This window comes from Niveibacterium umoris (assembly GCF_014197015.1).
GTDB classification, from domain to species: Bacteria; Pseudomonadota; Gammaproteobacteria; order Burkholderiales; family Rhodocyclaceae; genus Niveibacterium; species Niveibacterium umoris.
Genome location: NZ_JACIET010000001.1, coordinates 733,601 through 752,415, shown reverse-complemented (window position 1 = coordinate 752,415; position 18,815 = coordinate 733,601). Strand labels below are relative to the sequence as shown.

Genomic DNA, 18,815 nt, shown 5'->3' with positions numbered 1-18,815 from the left:
TTGGGGCCTTCAATTGCAGCGCGTTTGCGCACCGGGATGACTGCGCCTCATCTCTTCCCTGCTATGTCTCGCCCTTTGCACCTATTCACTCGAGAAACGTGCAGTAACGCGTGTATGGCCGCAACAAAGGAACTGGATTGAACATTCGAACCATCTCGTCCGAGCAACTTGAATCCCACCTCTGGGAATCAGCCAATATCCTGCGCGGACCAGTCGATGCCGCTGACTTCAAGACTTACATCTTCCCGCTGCTCTTCTTCAAGCGCATCTGCGATGTCTGGGATGACGAGTACCAGGAAATTGTCGATGAAACTGGCGACGAACAACTCGCGTGGTTCCCAGAATCGCACCGCTTCCAGATTCCGGAAGACTGCCACTGGAACGACATTCGCACCAAGGCCAGCAATGTCGGTGCAGCGCTCCAGCGCGCGATGCGCGAGATTGAGAAGGCCAACCCGGACACCCTTTACGGCGTGTTCGGCGACGCTCAGTGGTCGAACAAAGAGCGGCTTTCAGATGCCTTGCTTAAGGACCTGATCGAGCACTTCTCGAAGCTACCGCTTGGCAACCATGTCGTGGGCTCGGATGTCCTCGGCGATGCCTACGAATACCTGATCAAGAAGTTCGCCGACGCCACCAACAAGAAGGCCGGCGAGTTCTACACAAAGCACTTTCTGAGCGCCTTGATGCGTTGAAAGACCGGTTTGAATCAGGGCAGTTGAACAGCGTCGAGTTTCTAAAACAATTGCTCGAAATCGCGAAGGAGACACTTCAAGCCGAGAAGGAAGTCCCTCCCGAAGAAGACGAAGATCGCGGCAAGGCCGCGCTCACCGACCTGTTCAACGAGATCAAGACAGCCGATACGCCGATCATCGTCGAACGGGTAGTGGCGGACATCGACGACATCGTTCGCCTTGTGCGCTTCCCGGGTTGGCAAGGTACGAAGGCCGGAGAGAGAGAGGTGCAGAAGGCGCTTCGTAAGGCGCTCTTCAAGTACAAGCTACACGCTGACGAGGAGCTTTTCGAGAAGGCTTACAGCTACATCCGGCAGTACTACTGAGGCAGGCAACTGGCGCTGGTACCGGTTGACCGCTGTGCCGTTCGTGGCTGACCTCCGGCGCTCGTCTTGACCGTCGCATCGCTATCCAATGCGGGCGTGCGCTTCTTTGTTTCGTGAATGTCAGGAAACTGAGCGCAGCGGTCAGTTCAGGCGACCGTTCGTCGACAGGTCCTCGGCCTTAGGTGACGTTCATGCGCTAGCGAGCGCAGGACGTGCGAATGTCAGCTCTTATATCCCGTCGCCGTTTGGATTCGACCCAATCCGGGCGTTTGGCTTCTTTTCCGTCGACGTCGGAAAACTGAGCGCAGCGGTCAGAACGGCGCACCGCTCGCCGGCTGGTGCTCGGCCTTATGTGGAGCTCCACATAAGGCCGATAAGCTAGCAATATTCCATGGTGCCGGCCGGCCAGATAGCCGCCGTTGGCGATGCCTTCCGAATTACCACCCATGGCCAACCTGGATGACAGGTTCCCGGCGACCAAGTTGAACCGCGGCTTGGCTCGATTCGGTCAGAAGACACCCATCACTTCCGCACCTCCTACCCCTTGATTTTCCTGACAAAGATTCCGCGAGCGACACCCTTATGGCAAGCACTTGCAAGTCAATATCGTCACGTTTCCCAAGCTCGGGGATGCGAACTCGGCGCCTGGCAAATTGTCGCGAGTCAATTTTTTCTCTCGCTCTGACGCCTAGAGTCCATGCGTCATTTTGATCCCCCAGGCGCACACGCCCCGGGGGCGCCGCTTTCCCGGAGGAGAATACGATGGACAAGAATCAGAACTCGCATCCGCAGGCAGAGCCGGACACCCTCAGCCGCCGCAGATTTCTTGGCACGTCGGCAATGGCCGGGCTGGCCGGCGCCACACTGGGCCTTGCTGGTTGCAATAAGGGAGAACACGGCCCAACACCGGCGCAGTCCGGCCCCGCCAAAGCTGCGGCCGCCGAAGCAGGTGACATGCACGAGATCAAGCCCGGCCAGCTCGATGAGTACTATGGCCTGTGGTCGGGCGGTCACTCGGGCGACGTGCGCGTCCTTGGGCTGCCCTCTGGACGCCAGATAAAGCGCATTCCGGTGTTCACGCCAGATCCGCTGACCGGCTGGGGTACAACCAACGAGTCGAAGGCCATCATGGGCACCAAGCCCGATGGCACGCCGCTGTACCACGTTGGCGACACCCACCATGTGCATGGCAGCTATGCCGACGGAACCTATGACGGCAAGTACGCATGGGTGAATGACAAGCTCAACGCCCGCCTCGGCCGACTGCGGCTGGATATATTTGAATGCGACAAAATCGTCGACATTCCGAACGTGCAGGGCTTCCACGGCATCTTCCCGGACAAGCGTGACCCGGTGGACGCAAAGATCAACCGAACGACCCGCGTGTTCTGCGGTGCCGAGTTCTCGATTCCGTTGCCAAACAACGGCAAAACCTCCGACGATCCAACAACCTATCACTCGTTATTCACCTGTGTTGACGCCGAGTCGATGGAAGTGCGCTGGCAGGTACTGATCGATGGTAACTGCGACCTCGTCGCTACTAGCTACGACGGTGCCTTCGCCGCCACTAACCAGTACAACACCGAGATGGGCGTCCACTATCAGGACATGATGTCCGCTGAGAAGGACGCCTGCCTGTTTTTCCATGTCGCCCGCATAGAGGAAGCGGTGAAGGCCGGCAAGTTCAAGACCTACGGCGACAGCAAGGTGCCAGTGGTCGACGGCACCAAGGAGGCCAACAAGGATCCGAAGACCGCGCTGACCGCCTATGTGCCGGTACCGAAGAACCCGCATGGCGTGAATGCCTCGCCCGATGGCAAGTACTTCATCTGCGCAGGCAAGCTCTCGCCGACCACGACAACGATCGATCTGGTGAAGATGCATGAGTGGTTCGACGGCAAGCTCGACAACATCAACAAGACCATCGTTGCGGAGGTTGAGGTTGGCCTCGGCCCTCTGCATACGGCATTTGACGGCCGCGGATATGCGTACACCACGCTGTTCCTCGACTCTCAGGTGGTGAAGTGGAGCATCGACGCGGCGATCAAGTTTTACGCAGGCGACAAAAACAGCAAGTACGTCGTCGACCGCATCGATGTGCACTACCAGCCGGGCCACATAAATGCTTCGATGTCAGAAACCAAGGAAGCCGATGGAAAGTATCTGAACGTTGGTTGCAAGTTCTCTAAGGATCGCTTTCTGCCTGTCGGTCCTCTGCACCCAGAGAACGAGCAGTTGATTGACATTTCGGGCGAGAAAATGCGGCTGATTCGCGAAGACCCTGCATGGCCCGAACCCCACGACTTCATCATCTTCCGGCGTGACATCATCAAGGCAAAGCAGGTCTTCGAACTCGACGACTTCCCGCTCGCGACAAAGAAGGCGGAGCTCTCCGGTGTCGAGCGCAAGGGCAACAAGGTGACCGTGCGGATTGCCTCGTATGCGCCGCAATACCAGTTGCAGGAGTTCAAGATCAAGAAGGGCGACGAGGTCACCATCATCGTCACCAACCTCGACAACGTGGAAGATCTCACGCATGGTTTCGGGATCGAGAAGTACGACATCCAGTTCATCGTCAATCCGCAAGAAACCAAGTCGGTGACCTTCAAGGCCGACAAGGTCGGTGTGTTCTGGATCTACTGCACGCACTTCTGCCACGCACTGCACCTGGAAATGCGCTCAAGGATGATCGTCGAGGCCTGATCGCGGCGAAGGCGCGGAACAGCAACGGGGAAGGCCGCGCCTTCCCCGTTTGCTTGTGCGGCGCCGGGCTGCTGGCCGCGCCCGCCGCGCGCGATGCACGAACCGCGATTGCGCAGAACGCGCTGGCATCTGTTACACAACTCGCCTTTACTGACAGCTCCTAACCGACACGGAGACTGACATGGGCCTGCTCGACCAACTCGCTTCCCAGGTACTCGGCGGCAACGCCGGCAATATCGACTTCGCCAAGGTCGCGCTCGACCTGCTCCAGAATCATCCCGGCGGCCTCGCCGGCCTGCTCGACCAGCTCAAGGCGGGCGGACTCGCGGACCACGCCGCGTCGTGGGTCGGAACCGGCGCCAACCTGCCGGTGAGCGGCGAACAGTTGGGCGCCGCGCTCGGGTCGGATGCGCTCGGCGCGCTCGCTGGCCGGTTCGGCGTTGATCCGTCCGCGCTCTCCGGCGGCCTCGCCCAGGCGCTGCCGCAGCTCGTCAACCAGCTCACCCCGAATGGCTCGCTCGACGGCCATGAAGACCTGCTTCGCGAAGGCGCGAACCTGATTGGCAAGCTGCTGGGTTGAATTGCAAGCCTCCGCGGACCGGCGCCAGATCGTGCCGGTCTCGCGGCGTGACGCGCGCGTGGCGTTTCTTGCCCCGCGACAAGGAAGCACCCCGACCCGGACTGCGACACTTTGCCGCATCAAAGGTCCGGAGTGCCTTGCAATGCCCCGTTTCACCGCGATCCTTCGCGCCGCGTTTGCCCTGTTCGCCGCGCTGCTATGCCTGCAACCCATCAACGCCAGCGCTGTGGCTTACGAGGCCAAGCTGCCGCCCGAGCTTTCCACCTCGCCAGACCTGTGCACCTACACCGACTGCAAGGCCGTGCTGCCGGGTGCCGAGCGCTTCTCGGTGCGCAACAGCCAGCCGCGTTTCGTGACTGGGTTCAAGGGCGACAAGGCGATCGGCTACGTCTTTCTCTCGACCGATCTGGTCGACATTCCGGCCTACTCTGGCAAGCCGGTGGTCACACTGATCGGCATGGACACCACCGGCCGCTTCACCGGCATCCGCGTGCTGAAGCATTCGGAACCGATTCTTCTGCTGGGGATTCCGGAAACGAAGCTGGACGCCTTCGTCGGGCAGTACCTCGGCAAATCGGTTGCGCAGCATTTCGAGGTCGGTAGTGGTGACAAGCAGACCGTCGGGCTCGATGCAATTTCCGGTGCGACAGTGACCGTCGTTGCCGAGAATCAGGTCATCACCCGCGCGGCGCAGCAGGTGGCACGCAAGGTCGGCATCCTGAAGAGCGAAGTGCGCCCGACCGCGCGTTACAAGGACGTCGGTGACATCGCCGACTGGGACGCGCTGGTGAAGGCCGGCGCCGTATCGCGCCTGACACTGCAGCCGGCCGACGTGGGCGAACCGGATACCGGCCAGCCCTACCTCGACCTGTGGGTCGGCGTGCTGAACCACCCGACGTTGGGCCGTGCGGTGCTGGGTGCGACCGAATGGCGTGCGTTGATGACGCGGCTCAAGCCGCATGAGACCGCGCTGATGGTGATCAGCGATGGCGCTGGCTCCTTCAAGGGCTCCGGCTTCGTGCGCGGCGGCATCTTCGATCGCGTGCAGGTGAAGCAGGACGCCGACACCTACACCTTCCGCGATCTCGACTACCTGAACCTCTATTCCCTGCAGGCGAAGGGTCACCCGGCTTTCCGCGAGTCCGGCATTTTCATCCTGCGCGACACGAGCTTCTCGGCCGCGTATCCGTTCAGTTTCGTGTACCTCGCCAACAAGCAAGACAAGGCGACCGGTCAGCGCCAGTTCATCAACTTCGATGCCAAGCTGTGGCTGCCGGATGCCTGGCTCGAAGGTGGCCACCCGGCAGTGAGCGAGCCCGAGGCGCCGTGGAAGAAGATCTGGCACGACAAGGCGGTCAGCATCGGCCTCTTCATCGTCTTCCTCGCCGTCGTCGCCTTCACCTACTCGCGCCGTGACTGGCTGACTGCGCGCGCGACGATCCGCGACAAGCGCTGGGTGGCCTGGCCCAAGTATGTGTTCTGGACGGTCAGCATCGTGTGGATCGGTGGCGTGCTGATGGCGCAGCCCTCGATCACGCATGTGATGACCTGGTTCCACTCCCTGATCTCGCGCTGGGAGTGGGAGCTGTTCCTGACCGACCCCTTCATCTTCATCTTCTGGTGGTTCATCTTCATCACGCTGTTCGTGTGGGGCCGCGGGCTCTTCTGCGGCTGGCTGTGCCCCTTCGGTTCGCTGTCGGAGCTGGCCTACAAGATGGCCGGCACGCTAGGCCTGAAGCGCTTCCAGCGCCATCTTCCGAAGCCGCTGCACGACAAGCTGAAGTGGGTGAAGTACGGCGTGTTCTTAGCGCTGATGGCGATGTCGCTGTGGTCGATGACTATGGCCGAGCAGTTCGCCGAGGTCGAGCCTTTCAAGACCACCTTCCTGGTCGGTCCGTGGAACCGCAGCTGGCCGTTCCAGCTGTTCTTCACTGTTGTGCTGGGCGTGTCGCTGTTCGTCGAGCGGCCGTTCTGCAAATACGTCTGCCCGCTCGGCGCGGGGCTCGCGATTCCGACCACCTTCCGCCTCTCCGGCCTGCGCCGCAAAAAGGAATGTGGCCCCTGCAAGGCCTGTGCGATGCAGTGCGGCTCGCTGGCGATTGCGGCGGACGGCAAGATCGACCAGCGCGAGTGCCTGCTGTGCCTCGACTGCATGGTCTACTACCACGACGACCACGCCTGCCCGCCGCTGGTACAGGAGCGCAAGCGGCGCGAGAAGGCCGGCCTCAAGCTCACCCCGATCGGGCGCGACGGCTACTTCATTCCGATCAAGGAAGTGCGGGGCGAGGCTCCGTAGGCTCAAGCGCATGTGCTCCGCCCTTCGCGTCGCCTTCCTGTCGATCACGCTGCTGCTTACCGGCACGGCCGCTGCCGCCGAACTGCATGTGGCGGCCGGCGAGTCGATTGCGGCAGCGATCGTGCGCGCCCAGCCGGGCGACACGATCCGCGTGGCGCGGGGCCTGTATCGCGAGCACCTGCGGATCGAAAAGCCGCTCACGCTGATTGGCGAGAACATGCCAACGATCAGCGGAGACATGTCGGGGGATGTGATCCGCATCGCCTCGCCCGACGTGCGCGTCGAGGGCTTCGTCGTACGCGATTCGGGCGACGACCTCGAGAAGCAGCAGGCGGGCATCTACATCCAGCCCGGTGCACACCGCGCGGTGGTGCGCAACAACCAGCTCGCCTACAACCTGTTCGGGCTGTGGATCGAGAAGGCCAACGACGTGGTGGTGGAAAAGAACCGCATCGCGGGCAAGCGCGACTACCTCTCGCCCAACCGCGGCAACGGCATTCAGCTCTACAACACGCAGGGCGCGAAGATCCTCGACAACCACATCAGCTACTCGCGCGACGGCATCTATGTCGACGTGTCGCACCACGCGCTGTTCCGCGGCAACGAGATCCACGACAGCCGCTACGGCACGCACTACATGAACTCCTACTTCAACACCTGGGAGAAGAACTTCGTGCACCACAACCGCGGCGGCCTCGCGCTGATGGAGGTGCATGACCAGGTGGTGCGCAACAACATCGCGTGGGCCAACACCGACCACGGCATCATGCTGCGCACGATCCAGCGCGCGGAAGTCAGCGGCAACATCATCGCCGGCAACGGCCGCGGCTTCTTTATCTACGACGCGCAGGACAACACGCTGACCGGCAACCTCGTGGTGCGCAACGAAGTGGGTGTGCACCTGTCGGCCGGCTCCTGGCACAACCTGGTCGACGGCAACGACTTCATCGGCAACCACGAAGGCGTGCGCTACGTTGGCGCGAAAGACGAAGTGTGGGGGCCGAAAGCCGGCAACCACTGGAGTGGCTACCTCGGCTGGGATCGCAACGGCGATGGCCGCGGCGACGTGCCCTTCGAAGCCGCCGACCTGGTGGATCGCCTGATGTGGCGCTACCCCGCGGCCCGCGTACTGCTCAACAGCCCGGCGGTCGAAACCCTGCGCCTTGCCGCCCGGCAGTTCCCGGTGCTGCGCGCCCCCACCGTGGTAGAACCCTCGCCCGCGATGCGCCCCCGCCACCCTGACTGGAGATACTGGCTTGAACGCGCCCGCCATTGAACTTACCGGCGTCACCAAGCGCTTCGGCGAAGTGGAAGCCGTGCGCGGCGTGTCGCTTGCCGTCGCACCCGGTCGCACCTTCGGCCTGATCGGCCACAACGGCGCCGGCAAGAGCACGCTGTTCCGCATGATGCTCGGGTTGATCGCGCCGGACGCCGGAACGCTGCGCCTGCTCGGCGAGCCCAGCGACGGCGCGCGCTTCCGCGAAGTGCGCCAGCAGATCGGCTACCTGCCCGAACACGTCGCGCTGTACGACAACCTGAGCGGACTCGAAACCCTGCGCTTCTACGCCAAGCTGCGTGGCGCAGCGCGCGCCGAATGCGATGCGGCATTGGAACGCGTGGGCCTCGCCCATGCGGCGACGCGCAAGGTGCGCGGCTACTCAAAGGGGATGCGGCAACGGCTCGGCTTTGCGCAGGCGCTGCTGGGCAAGCCGAAACTGCTGTTTCTCGACGAGCCCACGAACGGGCTGGACCCGCAGGCGATCCACGATTTCTACCGCGTCATCGCCGAGCTCAAGGCCGAAGGCGCAACCGTGGTGCTGACCTCGCACATCCTCGCCGAGATCGAGCAGCGGGTGGATGAGGTGGCGATCCTGCGCGAGGGCCGCATCGTCGCGCAGGGCAGCGTCGCCGAACTGCGCGAACGGGCCGACCTGCCTGTACGGCTGGTGGTAAGGGTGACGGCCGAAGCGCGCGAGCGACTGATCGCAAGCCTTGGCGCGAACGAGGAAGACGCGGCCCATGTAGCGCTGAGCGTGAATCGCGGCGACAAGCTTGCACGCATCGCACAGCTGGCGGCGGAGCCCGGTGTCAGCGACCTGCGGTTGGTCGAGCCTTCGCTCGAAGCCGTGTTCCTCGAACACTCGCAGGAGGCCGTATGAGCATCGTGCTGCGACAGATCACCGCAATCGCCGGCAAGGAGTTCCGCGACCGCGTGCGTAACCGCTGGGTGTGGGTCATCGCCACGGTGTTCGCCGGCTTCGCGCTCGCAATCGCCTACTTCGGCGCCGCCAGCGAAGGCCAGGTCGGCTTTCGCAGCATCGACGTGACGATCGCGAGCCTCGTCTCGCTGGTCACCTACCTGATCCCGCTGATCGCGCTGGTGCTGGGCTTCGACGTGATCGTCGGCGAACGCGAGCGCGGCACGATGGAGCTGCTGCTCGCGCTGCCGGTAACGCGCGGCGAGGTGCTGGTCGGCAAGTTCGTCGGCCTTGCCGCCACGCTGACGGTGGCCACGGTGCTCGGCTTCGGGCTTGCCGGCGCGGCCTTCCTCACCGCGGGTGGCGACGCGTTGTTCCACTACGCCGGCTTTGTTGCGTCGGCGATCCTGCTCGGGCTGGTGTTCCTCGCGATCGCGGTACTGCTGTCGGTACTGGCAAGCGACCGCGCGCGCGCCTCGGGCTACGCGGTCGGCGCCTGGTTCCTGTTCGTCATCGTGTTCGATCTGGTGTTGCTCGGCGGCCTCATCGCGCTGGGCGGCAGCGGCGCAGGTGACGCCCTGCCCTGGCTGCTGCTCGCCAACCCGACCGACGTGTTCCGCATCCTCAACGTGTTCAGCCTCGACCAGGTCGGCTCAATGTACGGTCTTGCCACCGTCTTCCCGCCCGCGCTCGCCAACCCTGCGGTGCTCGGCGGCGTGATGGCCGGTTGGATCGCCGCACCGCTGGCCCTTGCCTACTGGAGATTCAAGTGAAACCCCTTTTCCGCATCCTGACCCTCGGCCTGTTTCTTGCCCTGGCCGCCTGCAGCAAGGCACCGATCGACGACAAACCGGCGTCCATCGCGCGCGGCGACGCCTGCTCGCTGGACGGCATGACGCTGGCCGACTTCCCCGGCCCCAAGGGCCAGATCGTGTGGGCCGACGGCCAGCACGACTTCTTCTGCGATACGCGCGAGATCGTCGCGACCCTGCTCAAGCCCGAACAGCAGCGCGCGATGAAGGGTGCCTATGTACAGGACATGGCGAAGACCGACTGGGACAAGCCGCAGGACGCGTGGATCGACGCGAAGGCCGCCTTCTACGTGCAGGGCTCCAAGCGCCACGGCAGCATGGGCCCGACGCTCGCGAGCTTTGCCGAGCGCTCCGCCGCCGACGCCTTCGCGCAGCAATATGGCGGCAAGGTGGTGACCTACGCCGAGATCAAGCCGGACGCCGTGAGCATGGACGGCGGCATGGATCACGACCAGAAGATGTGATCTTGCATCAGCATGTATACGTTGCTGCTCGCTCGCCATAGGAACGCAATGTGCGACCAGTTACCGGGTAACCGGGTCGAGCGCGTGTTCAACTTGAGAACATCCGCTCTCACGTTCGGGCATAGCACGGTAGGCAGATTCCGTTGGAAAAGGCGTTCCGTTGCAGCTGACGCGCTCCCAGCAGTCAGCGAGATGAGTGCTGCTCAGCCGCCCACACGGCCTTCCCAAAGAATGCACGCAAGCGTTCATAAAGCCGCGTTGGCCATGCGACGCTGCCGTTGATGGCAGTCAAGGCCAACCCTGGGGTCTGACCCATAACCTGCATCGAACGACAGGGGGAGCCGGCGGTATGTTTCGCATCAGCCAGTACATGCAATTGATCGCCGCGCTCGAACGCGGCGAGGCGCCACCTCGCGCGCGCAGCGGCACACCGGCCGGCCCGGTGGTGATCTGGAACCTGATCCGCCGCTGCAATCTCACCTGTCGCCACTGCTACTCGATCTCGGCCGACACCGACTTCCCCAACGAGCTGAGCACAGAAGAAGTGTTCCGCACGATGGACGATCTTCACGCCGCCGGCGTGCGGGTGCTGATCCTCTCCGGCGGGGAGCCGCTGCTGCGGCCGGACATCTGGCCGATTGCCGACCGCGCGAAGGCGATGGGCTTCTACGTCGGGCTGTCGACCAACGGCACGCTGATCGACGCAGCGCTCGCCGAGCGTGTCGCCGCGCAGGGCTTCGACTATGTCGGCATCAGCCTCGACGGCATCGGCGCGACGCACGACCACTTCCGCCGTAAGGAAGGCGCGTTCGACGCCTCGCTCGCCGCAATCCGCCTGCTTCACGCGCGGGGCGTGAAGGTCGGCGCCCGCTACACGATGACCGAAGGCAACGCGCAGGACTTCGAACCGCTGCTGGACCTGTGCGAGCGCGAGGGCATCGACAAGTTCTACTTCTCGCACCTGAACTACGCCGGCCGCGGCAACAAGAACCGCAAGACGGATGCGCAGCACGCGACGACGCGGCGCGCGATGGTGACCTTGTTCGCGCAGGCCTTGACCGATGCCCTGTCCGGCGGCACCCGCGAATACGTCACCGGCAACAACGACGCCGACGGCGTGTTCCTGTTGCAATGGGTGCATCGCCACTTCCCGCAACACCATGCCATCGTCGCGGAGCGGCTGGTGCGCTGGGGCGGCAATTCGTCGGGCGTGAATGTCGCCAACATCGACAACCTCGGTGTCGTGCACCCGGACACGATGTGGTGGCACTACCCGCTCGGCAACGTGAAGGATCGCGCCTTTGGCGAGATTTGGGCCGACACGTCCGATCCGCTGATGGCCGGCCTCAAGCAGCGCCCGCGCCCGGTCTCCGGCCGCTGCGGCGCCTGCGCCTACCTGGCGATCTGCAACGGCAACACCCGCACCCGCGCGCAGCAGCTGACCGGCGACTTCTGGGCCGAAGACCCGGGCTGCTACCTGAGCGACGAAGAGATTGGCGTGGAGTCTGTTCCGGCGGCGCGCTCCGTGATCCCGGTCGTCGAGGCCCGCTGATGCGCCGCCTGATCCTTGGCGCACTGCTGGGTGTGAGCACCCTCGCCCACGCTGCCGAGCCCGCCGCGCTGTTCCAGCAGCATTGCGCGAGCTGCCACGGCGCTGACCGGCTCGGCATCATGGGGCCGGCGCTGCTGCCGGAAAGCCTCGAACGGCTGAAGAAGCCGGAGGCGATCAAGACCATCCGCGACGGCCGCGCGGCGACGCAGATGCAGGGCTTTGCCGACCGCCTACCGATCGCCGACATCGAGGCGCTGGCCGGCTGGCTCTACACGCCGGTGGAGCCCACACCGCGCTGGAGCGAGGCCGATACCGCCACGTCGCGCGTCGTGCATTTCGCACCGGGCAGCCTGCCGGACACGCCGCAGTTCAAAGCCGATCCGCTGAACCTATTCGTCGTCGTCGAGGCCGGGAACTCGACGGTCAGCATCCTCGACGGCGACCGCTTCGAGCGCCTGGACCGTTTCCCGTCCAAGTTCGCGCTGCACGGCGGACCGAAGTTCACGCCAGACGGCCGCTATGTGTTCTTCGCCTCGCGCGATGGCTGGGTCAGCAAGTACGACCTCTACAACCTGAAGACGGTCGCCGAAATCCGTGTCGGCCTCAACACCCGCAACGTCGCCGTGTCCGCCGACGGCAGGTTCGTCGCCGCCGCCAACACGCTGCCACGCACCATCGTGCTGATGGACGCGGACCTTAAACCAATCAAGACCATCGCGGTCGCGAACCTCAAAGGCGATCAGCCCTCGCGCGTCGCCGCGATCTACGACGCCGGCCCGCGCAAGAGTTTCGTCGCCGCGCTGCGCGACATCCCCGAACTGTGGGAGATCAGCTACGACCCCAAGGCCGAACCGATCCACGACGGCTATGTGCACGACTTCAAGATGGGCGAGGCGATCGCCAAGCCCGGCTATCTGAACGTGCGGCGCATTCCGCTGGAAGAGTCGATGGAAGACTTCTTCTTCGACCCGCCCTACCGCAATGCGATCGGTGCGGCGCGCAGCGGTGGCCGCGCGCAGGTCGTCAATCTCGATGCGCGCGTCAAGGTCGCCGAGCTGCCGGTCGCCGGCATGCCGCACGTCGGCTCGGGCATCACGTGGGCCTATGAAGGCACGACCGTGCTCGCCACGCCGAACCTGCGCGAAAGCGTGATCTCGGTGATTGACCTGAAGAGCTGGCGCGAGATCGCGCAGATCCCCGCGCTCGGCCCCGGCTTCTTCCTGCGCAGCCACAGCAGCACGCCCTACGCCTGGGCCGACGCGATGATGAGCCCGAAGAAGGACACGATGCTGCTGATCGACAAGGCCACGCTCAAACCCGCCAGCACCATCACACCCGCCCCCGGCAAGACCGCCGCCCATGTCGAATTCGACCGCAGCGGCCGCCACGCGGTGGTCAGCATATGGGAGCGCGAAACCGACGGCGGCGCGCTGGTGATCATCGACGCGAAGACGCTGAAGGAAGTCAAACGCCTGCCCGCCGACAAACCGGTCGGCAAGTACAACGTCTGGAACAAGACTCAGAAGGACGAAGGGACGAGTCACTGAGTAGTATCTTCCCTGCACCAAGCGGCTTTCGTTTTCACCGTTGGGCGCAGCCAGGGGGTCAATGCGCCGGTTGTCCGCACGCCCCGAGCGCCGGCAGAGCGAACAGAACGAGCAGCCTCGATTGGAGTCAAGGCCGGCGCGCCTGTGGGGACGTGCCCGGCCGGTGACTTGCTGGCTCAACCCGCCGTGAGCTGGGCGTAGAGCTGGGGCAGGCGCTGCGGCAGTTCCTGCGGATCGCGGATCACGACGAAACCGTGCGGGCCGAACAGGTGCGGAAGATAGTCGGCGCCTTCGCGGTCGATCGTTACGCAGAAGGGGCGCAGGCCGGCGCGGTGGGCTTCGCGCACTGCGGCGGCGGTGTCCTCGATCGCGAAGCGGCCTTCGTAGTGGTCGATATCGTTCGGTTTGCCGTCGGTCAGCAAGAGCAGCAGCCGCATGGCGTTGGGGCGTTCGCCGAGCACCTTGGTGGCAAAGCGCAGCGCGGCACCCATGCGGGTGTAGTAGCCGGGCTTGAGGGCCTGCACGCGGCCGCGCGCGGCGCCGTCGTATTCCTCGTCGAACTCCTTGATGGTGTGCACCCGCACATGGTTGCGCTTGAGTGACGAGAAGCCGTAGAAGGCGAACGGGTCCCCGGTGGCGTCAAGGGCCTCGCCCATAAGCAGCAGGCTTTCGCGTACGACGTCCACGACCTTGTGGGTGTCGCTGACATGCGCATCGGTGGAGAGCGACAGATCGGCCATCACGAGGCAGGTGAGGTCGCGCGCGGCGCGCACCGGTGCTGCGTACACGCCGGGCTCCGGCTGCACGCAGCCGGCGGCGCGCTCCGCCTGCCAGCGCACCAGCGCGTCGAGGTCCAGCTCGGGACCGTCCTGCTGGCCGCGCAGCCAGCGCCGCTGCGGCGCCAGCGCGGAGAATTGCGCGCGTAACCGGCGCGCGGCGCGACGCAGCGCTTCGGGCAGTTCGGTGTTGCTGGCGTGGCGGGCGCGCATGGGCTGCACGCGCACGCGGTCGTCGACCAGCGCGCGGCGCTTCCAGTCCCATTCGGGGAAGGCAAGGCCGGGGCCGAGCGGCAAATCGTCCTGCGCCGCGGCGGGCAGATCGAGATCGAAGCGGACTTTGGCGGTGGAGGTTTCGCCGCCGCGCGCCACGGCCAGGGTGTCCATCTCGCGCGCCGCGCTGGCAGCATCTTCGTCACCTTCGTCGGCGGCGCGGTTGACCCGCACATACTCGGCCCACGACAGCAGGCTCTCGGCGCGGAAGGGCAACACGAAGCCGTCGCGGCCGTCCGGCAGTTCTTCGCGCCGCGCCTGCTTGCGTTCGCGCACCGCGGCGTTTGCCTCGTTGCCGGGTTGCGCATCATCTTCGGCTTCGGATTCGGCGTGCAGCGGTTGCGGGGGCGGCGTGTCCAGCGCGGGCATCAGCCACAAGGGCACCGGGTGCGGGTCGCGCGTCGCAGCTGGCAGCGCTGTGACGCTGCCGGGCGTGAGGAGCGCGGCGCGGATCGCCTGTTCGGCGGCGGCTTCGTCCGGCGGCAGCTTGGCCGGATCTGGGCGCTGCGCGAGATGTGCATCGACCAGGCGGCGGTAGCGCGCCGCGAGGCCCGGGTAGCGCGCGAGGACTGCCGCCACGGCCTGCTGGTTGAGCTGCAACCAAGCGTCGCGCGCGGCATGGGTGCGGGTGTCGGCCTTGTCCCATTCGATTGGGCGCATCATCACCAGGACTCGCGCGATGTCGCGGGCGCGGGCCCAGAGCGAGGCATCGGGCCGGGCTGAGGGTGCCGGTGCGTCCGCAGCGGCGGGCTGCGCCGACAAGGGCTGGCGGCTGACTTCGCCGGCCAGTGCGATCAACCACAGGTAGAGCTCGCGATTACGGGCACGTTCCGGGAACAGCGCGATGCGTTCCGGCAGGCGAAGGGTTTCGCTGTCCAGCGCGGCGTGGGTGGTTTTGTCGCCGGTGGCGGCAATGCGGTCGATCAAGCGGCGACGTGCGCTGTGGCGGGTCTCGCCAGCGCTTGCCACACGCAGGCCCGGCTCGCCGCCGAATGCACGCAGCAGTGGGCCCGCAAGGTTGGCGACTTCGTCGAGTTGCACCGCGGCCTCGGGGTAGCTGCGGTTTGCGATTCGGGTGATGAAGCGGTGCCATGCGGCGCCTACGACTTCTTCCATCGCTCACTCCTGGTGTTTCTTGTGGGCAAAGCCGCCTTCGCGGTGCGCCGCGGCGTCGCCGCTGGTCCATTCGAGCAGGCTGCCGCGGGGGTTGTCGGTCTGGATGTCGCTGCAGGCCACCACGCACTGCGCACACTGTGTGCAGGCGAACATGCGGCGCTTGAGGTCGCGCGGATTGAGCCGCATCGGGCAGACGTCGGCGCATGCGGTTTCACCGGCCCCCAGCGTTTGCGGGCAGGTGGCGCAGTCCGCCGCGCGTTCGCGCGCGAAGCCGACCACCATGGCGCGGCGGTTCGCGATCCACGCCACGCTTTGAAGCATGCCCACCGCACAGCCATAGCGGCAGAACAGGTGACGCGCGAAGAGGAATTCGCCCGTCAGCACCAGCGTGGCGACGCCGATGAACAGCGCCTGGTTACGGGTCAGCGATGCAGTGAAGAGGTTGTGATAGATCTCGAAGGGCGGCAGCAGATAAGTCAGCAGCACCACCGCCCAGATGAACGCGAAGCCGACTGCGAACGGCACGACGACGAACCACCAGCGCGCGTCGAGCCGCTCGGTGCTGCCGTTCGGGCGGATCAGCCAGCGCTCGCCGCCGTCGTGCAGCAGCGGGCCGGGGTGGGCGTCCCATACGCTGTGCTTGCCACTGGCGCGGCGCATCAAGCGATTCACCGTTTCGACCACCGAAAAATGCGGGCACAGCCAACCGCAGTAGAGCCGGCCCCAGCGCCATGCGACACCGAGCACCGCCACCGCGGTGGCAAGGATCGGCAGCAGCAGTTTGAGGAGCACCTGCGCTGCAGCCTGCGCGGCATCGATACGCCCCGCGGCGAAGTCATCCAGGCCGATATGCCACGGCATGCCGAGGAACCAGGCATGACCGGCAACAAGGTCGTACCGCAACAGGTTGAATACCGGCGCGAGAATGAACAGCACGAAGAAGCCGGCCTGGAACAGGATGCGACGCGTCTGCAGGCGGTGGCGGCGCGGGGCGTCGACACTGGCAATCGGGATCACGCGTCGTGGCGCGGCGGCGGGAGCGCTCATGGGGTATCAGCCGATCAGCGGGTAGCGCCAGGCTTCGCGGTTGATCGCTTTGACCAGGCCGACAACGCCGAGCAGGATCAGCGACGAGTGCACCACCGTGAAGTACAGGATCACGACCACCCACACACCTGGGCCACGAAAACCGCCGATCGCGCCGATCAGTAGCGTGGTAAAGATCAACGCGCCGCCGACCAGGCTGACGCGGAAGGCTTGCTCCAGATGGACTCGCGCGACCGGATGCGCGGTGCGGCGGCGGCGCCACCAGAGCCACGCGAGCACCGCGAAGGCAAGGCCGGGGGCGAGCATCAGGTTGATCAGGTACAGCGCTTCGGCGGCAACCGCGAGCGGGCGGGGGTCGTCGGCGTCGCGCATCGGCACGTTGGACTCAGGCACCAAACGTTGCGGCGACGACTTCCATCAAGGCCTCGGCGATTTCGCGGTCGTCCGTCAGGCTTTCGACGATTGCGGCACGGCAGGCCACCAGCGGCGCGACACCAGAGCCGATCAGGCGTGCGGCGTAAACCAGCAGGCGTGTCGATACCGCCTCTTCGAGGTCGACGTCCTTGAGCGTACGCAGGCTGCCGGCGATGGAGACCAGGCGGCGCGCGAGCATCGGGTCGCAGGCGGTTTCGCCGGTAAGGATGCCGATCTCGCGCTCTGCGGTCGGGAAGTCGAAGGCGAGGCTGACGAAGCGCTGGCGCGTCGAGGGTTTCAGGCTCTTGAGAAAGTTCTGGTAGCCCGGGTTGTACGACACCACCAGCATGAAGCCGGACGGCGCTTCGAGCTGCTCGCCGGTGCGCTCGATCGGCAGCACGCGGCGATCGTCGGCGAGCGGGTGCAGCACCACGGTGGTGTCCTTGCGCGCCTCGACCACTTCGTCGAGGTAGCAGATGCCGCCCTCGCGCACCGCGCGGGTCAGCGGACCATCGCACCACACGGTCTTGCCGTCACCGATCAGGTGGCGACCGACAAGGTCGGCGGCCGACAGATCATCGTGACAGGCAACGGTGTAGAGCGGCAGGCCCAACTTCGCGGCCATGTGCGCGACAAAGCGTGTCTTGCCGCAGCCGGTTGGCCCCTTGATCAGCACCGGCAAGCGGTTGCGCCAGGCTTGCTCGAAGAGCGTGACCTCGTCGCTGCTGGGGGCGTAGTAGGGAAGCGTGGCTTCCGTTTCGATGCGTGCGTTCATGGGGCGCAGCATCGGCCGCGCGCCCCGGTGCTTCCTTGATTCGCGGCAATTTGCGCGGCAGTGTGGCGCCACGCAGCGTCGGGCGCGCAACGCAAAAGGCGCTGTAGCGCACGCTCGATCAGACCGGTCAGCGCAGGGGCTGGCTCAGCAACGAAATGTGGCGTCTCGCTTGAACGGCAGTCCGCTGCTCGCGATCGGCCAGTGCGGGTCTCCAAACGCGACAAAGGCCCCTTTACCATGCCCCGGAGGCCGCGTACCAGCCGAATCCAATCAGCACGATTGCCAATAGCAGCCAGCCAAGCACCGCCGCTTGCCAGCGCAGGCTGACATGGCGCAGCACCATGAATTCGCGCGCCACCAGCGTGCCCTTGATCAGCGTGACGAGCGCGAGCACGACCGCCACCGCGCCTTGTGCGCTGACGACCGTCACATGACCGCTGCGGCAGACATCGCGGTACTTGCCGTCCCATTCGCCGAGCGCGTAGGTCGCCAGCGTGGCGAGCAGCAACACCGCGAAGGCGATGTCCTCGCGATGGAGTGAAGGTGTTTTCATCGCAGCACGTACACGAGGGGGAAGAGGACGATCCACACCAGGTCCACCATGTGCCAGTAGGCGGCGCCGCTTTCCAGCCCGTTCATGTGTCCGCTGAGATAGGCGCCGCGTCGGGTTTGCAGAAGCAGCACGACGAGCACCGCCAGGCCCAGCAGCACATGCATGAAATGGAAGAAGGTGAGACCGATGTAGAACATGTGGAAGCGGTCTGACGAGAGCGAATAGCCCTGCCCGAACACCGTCGCGTATTCATGCAGTTTTACGATGACAAAGCCGCTGCCGCCTGCCAGCGCGGCGAGCAGCCAGTGGGTCGCCGCGGCAAGGCGTGCGGCATTCACACTGCGCACCGCTCGCACGACGCACCAGCTTGCGCTGATCAGCAGCACGGTGTTGATCGCGCCGCCACGGCGATCGAGCCCGGCCTGCATCGTGTCGAACAGGGTACGGTCGGATGCCCGCGCAAACGCGTAGGCGACGAACAGCACCGCGAACACCAGCAACTCGGCGAGGATGAAGATCCACACCGCGAGGTCGCCGGGCGGATGTGCTTCGCGCGCCTTGCGGAAAAAGAAGCCCGGCGCGGGGGCCGGGCAAATATCCACTACAGACATTCGATGTTGCGGGCGACGCCGGCGCCGCCCGCGCCTCC

Annotated in this window: 17 protein-coding genes; 11 read left to right on the top strand and 6 right to left on the bottom strand. The window is 65.1% G+C overall.

Going from position 1 to position 18,815, the window contains the following annotated elements:
- Positions 1 to 137 precede the first annotated feature (137 nt).
- From GGR36_RS03330 to GGR36_RS03280, 11 genes are all read left to right on the top strand, one after another.
- Positions 138 to 695, top strand: a complete 558-nt coding sequence (locus tag GGR36_RS03330; RefSeq protein ID WP_242533097.1) for a type I restriction-modification system subunit M N-terminal domain-containing protein — start codon at positions 138 to 140, stop codon at positions 693 to 695.
- Between the two features lie 23 nt (positions 696 to 718).
- The gene (locus GGR36_RS03325; protein WP_242533098.1) at positions 719 to 1,060 is read left to right on the top strand and encodes a hypothetical protein; all 342 of its coding nucleotides are present in this window, start codon (positions 719 to 721) and stop codon (positions 1,058 to 1,060) included.
- 762 nt (positions 1,061 to 1,822) lie between these two features.
- Positions 1,823 to 3,763, top strand: coding sequence for a TAT-dependent nitrous-oxide reductase (gene nosZ, locus GGR36_RS03320; RefSeq protein ID WP_183631793.1), 1,941 nt, complete (start codon positions 1,823 to 1,825; stop codon positions 3,761 to 3,763).
- Between the two features lie 181 nt (positions 3,764 to 3,944).
- Positions 3,945 to 4,343, top strand: a complete 399-nt coding sequence (locus tag GGR36_RS03315) for a YidB family protein (protein ID WP_183631791.1) — start codon at positions 3,945 to 3,947, stop codon at positions 4,341 to 4,343.
- A 142-nt stretch (positions 4,344 to 4,485) separates the two neighbouring features.
- Complete coding sequence (locus GGR36_RS03310; protein ID WP_183631789.1) at positions 4,486 to 6,639, top strand: 4Fe-4S binding protein; 2,154 nt, start codon at positions 4,486 to 4,488, stop codon at positions 6,637 to 6,639.
- 10 nt (positions 6,640 to 6,649) lie between these two features.
- Positions 6,650 to 7,915 carry a nitrous oxide reductase family maturation protein NosD gene (locus GGR36_RS03305; protein WP_183631787.1) on the top strand — a complete coding sequence of 422 codons (1,266 nt, stop codon included), beginning with the start codon at positions 6,650 to 6,652 and terminating at the stop codon, positions 7,913 to 7,915.
- A complete protein-coding gene (locus GGR36_RS03300; RefSeq protein WP_183631785.1) occupies positions 7,896 to 8,798 on the top strand; it encodes an ABC transporter ATP-binding protein in 903 nt (300 codons plus the stop codon). Before GGR36_RS03305 ends, GGR36_RS03300 begins: the two co-directional genes overlap by 20 nt.
- Positions 8,795 to 9,610: an ABC transporter permease gene (locus tag GGR36_RS03295; protein ID WP_221229483.1), complete on the top strand. Its 816-nt coding sequence runs from the start codon at positions 8,795 to 8,797 to the stop codon at positions 9,608 to 9,610. Before GGR36_RS03300 ends, GGR36_RS03295 begins: the two co-directional genes overlap by 4 nt.
- Positions 9,607 to 10,113: a nitrous oxide reductase accessory protein NosL gene (locus tag GGR36_RS03290; RefSeq protein ID WP_338086612.1), complete on the top strand. Its 507-nt coding sequence runs from the start codon at positions 9,607 to 9,609 to the stop codon at positions 10,111 to 10,113. The genes GGR36_RS03295 and GGR36_RS03290 overlap by 4 nt, the downstream gene beginning before the upstream one ends.
- Before the next feature lie 349 nt (positions 10,114 to 10,462).
- Positions 10,463 to 11,665: a heme d1 biosynthesis radical SAM protein NirJ gene (nirJ, locus tag GGR36_RS03285; RefSeq protein WP_183631783.1), complete on the top strand. Its 1,203-nt coding sequence runs from the start codon at positions 10,463 to 10,465 to the stop codon at positions 11,663 to 11,665.
- The gene (locus GGR36_RS03280) at positions 11,665 to 13,212 is read left to right on the top strand and encodes a nitrite reductase (RefSeq protein ID WP_183631781.1); all 1,548 of its coding nucleotides are present in this window, start codon (positions 11,665 to 11,667) and stop codon (positions 13,210 to 13,212) included. Before nirJ ends, GGR36_RS03280 begins: the two co-directional genes overlap by 1 nt.
- A gap of 176 nt (positions 13,213 to 13,388) precedes the next feature.
- Here GGR36_RS03280 and GGR36_RS03275 read toward each other — a convergent pair whose 3' ends face one another.
- The 6 genes from GGR36_RS03275 to GGR36_RS03250 form a co-directional block, all read right to left on the bottom strand.
- Positions 13,389 to 15,377 (bottom strand): nitric oxide reductase activation protein NorD, encoded by a 1,989-nt coding sequence (locus GGR36_RS03275; protein WP_183631779.1) that lies wholly within the window; start codon positions 15,375 to 15,377, stop codon positions 13,389 to 13,391.
- A gap of 3 nt (positions 15,378 to 15,380) precedes the next feature.
- Positions 15,381 to 16,424, bottom strand: coding sequence for a 4Fe-4S binding protein (locus GGR36_RS03270; protein ID WP_183631777.1), 1,044 nt, complete (start codon positions 16,422 to 16,424; stop codon positions 15,381 to 15,383).
- 6 nt (positions 16,425 to 16,430) lie between these two features.
- Positions 16,431 to 16,817 carry a magnetosome magnetite crystal formation protein family gene (locus tag GGR36_RS03265; protein ID WP_338086611.1) on the bottom strand — a complete coding sequence of 129 codons (387 nt, stop codon included), beginning with the start codon at positions 16,815 to 16,817 and terminating at the stop codon, positions 16,431 to 16,433.
- Positions 16,810 to 17,613 carry a CbbQ/NirQ/NorQ/GpvN family protein gene (locus GGR36_RS03260; RefSeq protein ID WP_183631775.1) on the bottom strand — a complete coding sequence of 268 codons (804 nt, stop codon included), beginning with the start codon at positions 17,611 to 17,613 and terminating at the stop codon, positions 16,810 to 16,812. Before GGR36_RS03260 ends, GGR36_RS03265 begins: the two co-directional genes overlap by 8 nt.
- A 232-nt stretch (positions 17,614 to 17,845) precedes the next feature.
- Positions 17,846 to 18,166 (bottom strand): cytochrome C oxidase subunit IV family protein, encoded by a 321-nt coding sequence (locus GGR36_RS03255; protein ID WP_183631773.1) that lies wholly within the window; start codon positions 18,164 to 18,166, stop codon positions 17,846 to 17,848.
- Entirely contained in the window at positions 18,163 to 18,777 is a 615-nt protein-coding gene (locus GGR36_RS03250) for a cytochrome c oxidase subunit 3 (RefSeq protein ID WP_183631771.1), read from the bottom strand. Before GGR36_RS03250 ends, GGR36_RS03255 begins: the two co-directional genes overlap by 4 nt.
- Between the last annotated feature and the right edge of the window lie 38 nt (positions 18,778 to 18,815).